The organism is Chitinophaga sp. (assembly GCF_036566945.1).
Taxonomy (GTDB): Bacteria; Bacteroidota; Bacteroidia; order Chitinophagales; family Chitinophagaceae; genus Chitinophaga.
In genome coordinates this window covers 1-5026 of the sequence record NZ_DATCVJ010000728.1, presented here as the reverse complement: position 1 = coordinate 5026, position 5026 = coordinate 1, and the positions used below count along the sequence as shown (strand labels likewise).

Sequence of the window (5026 nt, the reverse complement as noted above, 5' to 3'; positions counted from 1 at the left end):
AATCAGTATAATCCTGAGTAAGACAAAAACTCGCAGGAACTGCAACAAAAAGTCTCTTGTTATAACTTTTTTCCCATGAAGGCAGCATATGCCTGCATCGCTGCAGTGATGGCTGCCCCTGCGGCTTTATAGCTACGCGGTAGCTGCATATCTATCACCACTTTATCACGTGTTTCTTTCCGGCTCCAGGTGCCGCTTATTTGTCCGTTAATAACAAGGGTGGGTTTAAAGATGCCATATCCTGTTTGCTGGATCAGGTTTGGAGGGAGTACATCGCTGCGATCTTTATAGGCTACCGTGTATTCATCATAGGAGGGCAGGAGCAGGGCAGAAGTGGTGTGTGAAGCGGCCGGCGGGGCATCGGCAGAAAACCAATACGCTTGCCCGTTAGCTACCACATGTGTGAGGAAGGTTTTATTCAGCAGCAGCCCTTTTTTGATGTCTGTTATATTTAAGCCGCTCCACCATTGAAAGTCGTTGACGGTAGCAGGGCCTCTGCTACTGAAATACAGGCGGGTAAGCCGGGCAATGGCGTTGTCGCGGTCTATGGGGGCTGTTGCCGGTGCCCTGTCGGATAACAGGGCGTAGGTAAATTGTTTACCCTGCCGGGGACCGCTGCAAATGAGTCCGTCCAGTTCTGCATCCATGAGGTGGAAGCCGAAGCGAATATCATCTGTATTGATCTTTGCTTTTGTCAGCAAGGGAATGAGGGCAGTGCGGGTAAGAAATGTATTATTACTGAGCGCCGCGCCGATGATGCTTTTGCTGCGTTTGAGATCTTTATCGGAGATGCCCAGGCGGGTATGCAAACTTTTATTGAAGGCTTTTATCCTGGGAGCAGTCAGCTGTAGCATCCAGCCAATATCTTCCGGCGACACAAAATGCCAGGTAGGGCGGAGGATATGTGTACGGAGGATGTTGCCTTCGTTAAAATCCTTTTCTATATCCGCATCGGTACTATTTTGCACGCGATTGCCAATGGCCCATTTGGCCCCGGCATAATCCTGCGCCTGCATGCATCCCATCCATTTTACCAATGCGGCCGGCCGGGTGAAATAAGATCGCCCTATTTGCTGTTGCTGCAACCGTAGTTGTGCGATTTGCTGACTGTTCATATCCCAAAATTACCCGCCCGCCGTGACAACCCTATGTCAGTTGTGAAATGGGGTCAGGAAACTTTCTGTAACATTTCCTGTAAACGGTCTTTTACGAGGGTTTTAAGAGACAATGGCTCAATGATGGTGGCCTGGTCTGCAAAGGTCACATACCAGCGGGAAAACGCCTGTATACAGGGCGCCTGAAAACGCATTTTAGTACGTTTGGCACCGGGCGTTTCACTGGCGAATCCATAATCGAACTTTTGTGCGACCAGGTACCTGGCCATGGTATTTTCTACTTCTATGACTACCGGAAATGAATCTGTGGTGAACCGGGGCCGCTTGGCCAGGTATTCCCGCAGGGTAATATGTTTACGGGATGAGATTTTACCCGTGTCTTTAATACTCAATATCCTTTCCGTCCGGAAGGGATGATATTTTTTAGAAGTAGTACAATAAGAAATGGCATTCCAGGTCCCATTTTCCTGGTAAATCCCGATAGGCTCTATATCTCTTTCGTTCACACCTGCATCGGTGGCATATTGAATATGTAATACCGCTTTTTCTCCCACTGCTTTAATGATCCTGGGCAGGGTATCATTGATCAGGTGATTATGTTCAGACACTTTGACTTTTACGTCAATCGTTTCTTCCATATCTTCCAACCGTTGTTTAGCAGCGTTACGCAGCAAGGCTTTTATTTTGTACATGGCACCTTTGAAAAGAAGACTATTGTGCAAATCGGAATGTTTCTCCAGTATTTTTTCTGCCATGAGAAAAGCGACTACTTCTTCCTCGGAAAACATCACGGGTGGAATACGGTATCCTTCCATAATGGAATAGCCCAGTCCTTTTTCGCCGAGAATAGGCACGCCGGCCTGTTCGAGGGAGCGGATGTCGCGGTATACGGTACGGAGACTTACATCAAAACGGTCGGCTACTTCCTGTGCCTGTACCAGTTTTTTGGATTGTAAATGGATGAGGATGGCGGTTAATCTGTCAAAGCGATTCATGGATGATTAATTGTTAAGAGAACTAATTTACAGCTTTTCCGGATATGGATTTTTAAGCGCTGCCGATTATCTTTGCTGCGCCGGTAAAACCCCGGTGAAGAAATATACCATATGATGAAACGTTTGTTTGTTATGTTGTGTCTGCAGGCTGGCCTGATGGCTACCTGCTTTGGACAAGTCCCTGAAGATGGCCTGAAAAAGAAAAATATCAGCGATACCTTCCTGTTACCCAGTCGTACTTTATTGCTGCAAGGGACTTTTAACGGCCAGAGTGCCCTGATGCAATTGTTTCCCGGCAAGCATTACCGGTTGGTAGATGGTAAATATGTGAATGAGATGATCAACTGGGAATGTAAAACCTGCAAGGCCCGGACTTATGAAGATGTAAATGAAGACAATCCAGGAGGGTTTCCTTACAAACCCGGTGTGGCCACCCGTTTGATGAATGTGATGGACTTTAAAGATTCTTCCGGGCAGCAATACAAAGTAATCAGCTTTAATCATTCTGAATTTGATGAAGACGGTGCACAGGTATCACGGTTTACCGGAGGCTTACTGGGCCTGGCCAAATTCGTACAAACCGATCAGGGTTGGAACCTGCGGATGTTTCAACCAGCCATTAAAGCCTATGGCGCTTTTTCCAGTTGTCCTACGCCTCAGCCACTACTGATAGGAACCGATCAATATGCGTTTATGCTGAAGCACAGCAATGGTGGTGGTGGCGGTCCTTTTGATGGCGCGTACTTCCTGATTGCCGGCGTGAATGGCGGCTACCAGCAGGTAATGGCAGCTTATGGTATTGAAAGAACAGAAGGCGGAGTGGAGGAAGGGCCACAATCTTTCTGGACAAGTACCTACACCGTTCCTCCCAGCGACAAAAAGTATTTCCGGGATATCGTTGTTACGTTAAAAGGTACTGTCAGCGCCAATGATACGGATCGACTGCCGGATGACGTGACGGCGCTCTTAAAAGGAAAGAAGACCGCGCATTTTATCGCAGAAGAAAGATTTGTGTATAAAGGTGCTACTAAAGGGTATCAACTGCAGCTACCTGTGAAGGCCACTTTGACGAAATAATTTTTTGTTGCAGGGCGGCTGTAACGGCGTTAAAGGGATATCAAAAACGGCCTTTCGTCTGTAAACGTAAAAATAAACCGGCACCTGCTACTACGTTTAAGAAGTAGCAGGCGTAGCACTCCCTACAGATGGAATGCTTATTTGATATTTGAATGCCCCCTTTTTGGTATCGGCAATATGAAATACCAGTGATCCATACATCGGTGAACCAGCTTCTTTTACGATCACGCCCGGTTCTGCCGGAAGATCTGCCGGCATTCCTTCACTCACCACACCCTCACAGGGATTGGATTGTTTTGATTTCTAACAGCCTGGTCCAACACTTACGGCACTCAGTAATATCAGTGGCAGATAATAAAATTTCCGGGTAAGAAAATAGGTGAGTCGTCTCATCTTTATAAGTAATTTTCGTTGTATGGGTTAATTTCCAGCTACAGCTGGTTGTTGCTACAGAGGAATCCAAATTACATAAAAAATACCCGAAAATAAAAGAGCATCTCAATTATTTTTGAGATGCTCTTTTACTAAAAACTTTTAGCAAAAGCTTTATCGTAGCCTTTGCTGAAAGTTTTTTTTATGCGGACAGCAGCGCGAAATCTTCTGCTGTTAGTTCAATCGTCCCGGCTTTCAGATTTTCATCCAGGTGCGTGAGGCTTTTGGTTCCCGGAATGAGCAGGATATTAGCGGCACGCTTCAGCAACCAGGCCAGTGCTATTTGTGCGGTGGTGGCATTGTAACGCGCAGCGATATGGCTGATTTTTTCTTCCAGTGATTGCGGACCGGCAGCCAGCGGATACCAGGGAATAAAGGCAATACCTTGCTGTGTGGTATAATCCAGCACATCTTCCCATTGGCGGTTCCCCAGGTTATATAAATTTTGTACAGACACGATCGGCAATACTTTTGCTGCCTGTTGGATCTGCGCTACACTTACTTCAGACAGGCCTACATGTTTGATTTTACCTGCTTTTACTGCAGCAGCTACCGCCGACAGCGTTTCTTCTACCGGCACATTCGGATCTATCCGGTGCAGCTGCCAGAGATCAATATGATCCACTCTCAGATTTCTGAGGCTATCGTCTATGTTTTTGGTGATCCAGGCGGGAGAGCCGTCTGGGATCCACTGTTCGGCATTGGGCCGGCGGAAGCCGCCTTTGGTGGCAATTACAAGCCCTTTCTGATAAGGATGCAGGGCATCTCCGATCAGTCGTTCGTTTAATTCAGGGCCATAAGCGGCGGCGGTATCAATAAAATTCACCCCTTCCGCTACGGCATGCTGCAATACCTTGATGGAGTTGGGGCGGTCTGCTGCGTCGCCAAAAGCGCCGTGGCCAGCCAGTCGCATGGCGCCGTAGCCCACACGGTTAATATTGAACTCGTTTCCTAAACGAAAAGTATGTGCGGGAGATATTTGAGTCGTTTCCATTTTTTTGAATTTTGATGGATCAAAGGTAAGTGCAGATGATTCAACAAAAATTGTGAAAATAAAAGATCGACTTGTAGAAATCAAAGTCTTGATGTTGGCGTGGGCAAGCGTAACTGACTTATGGGCGGTCGGTCAGTGCATGCAGAAATGCCATCACATCCTGTATTTCTGCGGGTGTTAATCCAAGTTTAGCGGGAGATAACGTTTGATAAGGATCTTCCATTCCCAAACCATTGCCGCCGCCGGCGTTGTAAAATTCCATCACTTTTTCCAGATCAGCAAATGCACCATTGTGCATGTAAGGGGCTGTCATGGCGCTATTGCGGACAGTAGGTGTTTTGAAAGCACGTTTGTAAAATTCGATTGGGAAAAATTCAAATCGGCCGGCATCTTTGTCGGCCTGCGGATGCAGC

5 protein-coding genes and 1 pseudogene are annotated in these 5026 nt (G+C 47.0%); 1 reads left to right on the top strand and 5 read right to left on the bottom strand.

Features of this window, described 5'->3' with window-relative positions:
- Positions 1-59 precede the first annotated feature (59 nt).
- Together VIP81_RS21925 and VIP81_RS21920 are read right to left on the bottom strand one after the other, a co-directional pair.
- Positions 60-1115 carry a winged helix DNA-binding domain-containing protein gene (locus VIP81_RS21925; RefSeq protein ID WP_331966356.1) on the bottom strand — a complete coding sequence of 352 codons (1056 nt, stop codon included), beginning with the start codon at positions 1113-1115 and terminating at the stop codon, positions 60-62.
- A gap of 53 nt (positions 1116-1168) precedes the next feature.
- Complete coding sequence (locus VIP81_RS21920) at positions 1169-2110, bottom strand: YafY family protein (protein ID WP_331966353.1); 942 nt, start codon at positions 2108-2110, stop codon at positions 1169-1171.
- A gap of 111 nt (positions 2111-2221) precedes the next feature.
- On the opposite strand from VIP81_RS21920, the gene VIP81_RS21915 reads away from it, so the two are divergent.
- Positions 2222-3187, top strand: a complete 966-nt coding sequence (locus VIP81_RS21915; protein ID WP_331966350.1) for a hypothetical protein — start codon at positions 2222-2224, stop codon at positions 3185-3187.
- Positions 3188-3283: 96 nt separating this feature from the next.
- On the opposite strand, the gene VIP81_RS21910 is transcribed toward VIP81_RS21915, so the two are convergent.
- From VIP81_RS21910 to VIP81_RS21900, 3 genes and pseudogenes are all read right to left on the bottom strand, one after another.
- Positions 3284-3457, bottom strand: coding sequence for a hypothetical protein (locus tag VIP81_RS21910; RefSeq protein ID WP_331966347.1), 174 nt, complete (start codon positions 3455-3457; stop codon positions 3284-3286).
- A 304-nt stretch (positions 3458-3761) separates the two neighbouring features.
- The gene (locus tag VIP81_RS21905; protein ID WP_331966344.1) at positions 3762-4613 is read right to left on the bottom strand and encodes an aldo/keto reductase; all 852 of its coding nucleotides are present in this window, start codon (positions 4611-4613) and stop codon (positions 3762-3764) included.
- Positions 4614-4731: 118 nt separating this feature from the next.
- Positions 4732-5026 (bottom strand): annotated as a pseudogene (locus VIP81_RS21900) (cytochrome C peroxidase); the annotation flags it as partial.

What these genes read in the sequence shown, in the direction of transcription:
- VIP81_RS21925 (WP_331966356.1), bottom strand. Translation starts at nt 1,115, where the DNA reads ATGAACAGTCAGCAAATCGCACAACTACGGTTGCAGCAACAGCAAATA.
- VIP81_RS21920 (WP_331966353.1), bottom strand. Translation starts at nt 2,110, where the DNA reads ATGAATCGCTTTGACAGATTAACCGCCATCCTCATCCATTTACAATCC.
- VIP81_RS21915 (WP_331966350.1), top strand. Translation starts at nt 2,222, where the DNA reads ATGATGAAACGTTTGTTTGTTATGTTGTGTCTGCAGGCTGGCCTGATG.
- VIP81_RS21905 (WP_331966344.1), bottom strand. Translation starts at nt 4,613, where the DNA reads ATGGAAACGACTCAAATATCTCCCGCACATACTTTTCGTTTAGGAAAC.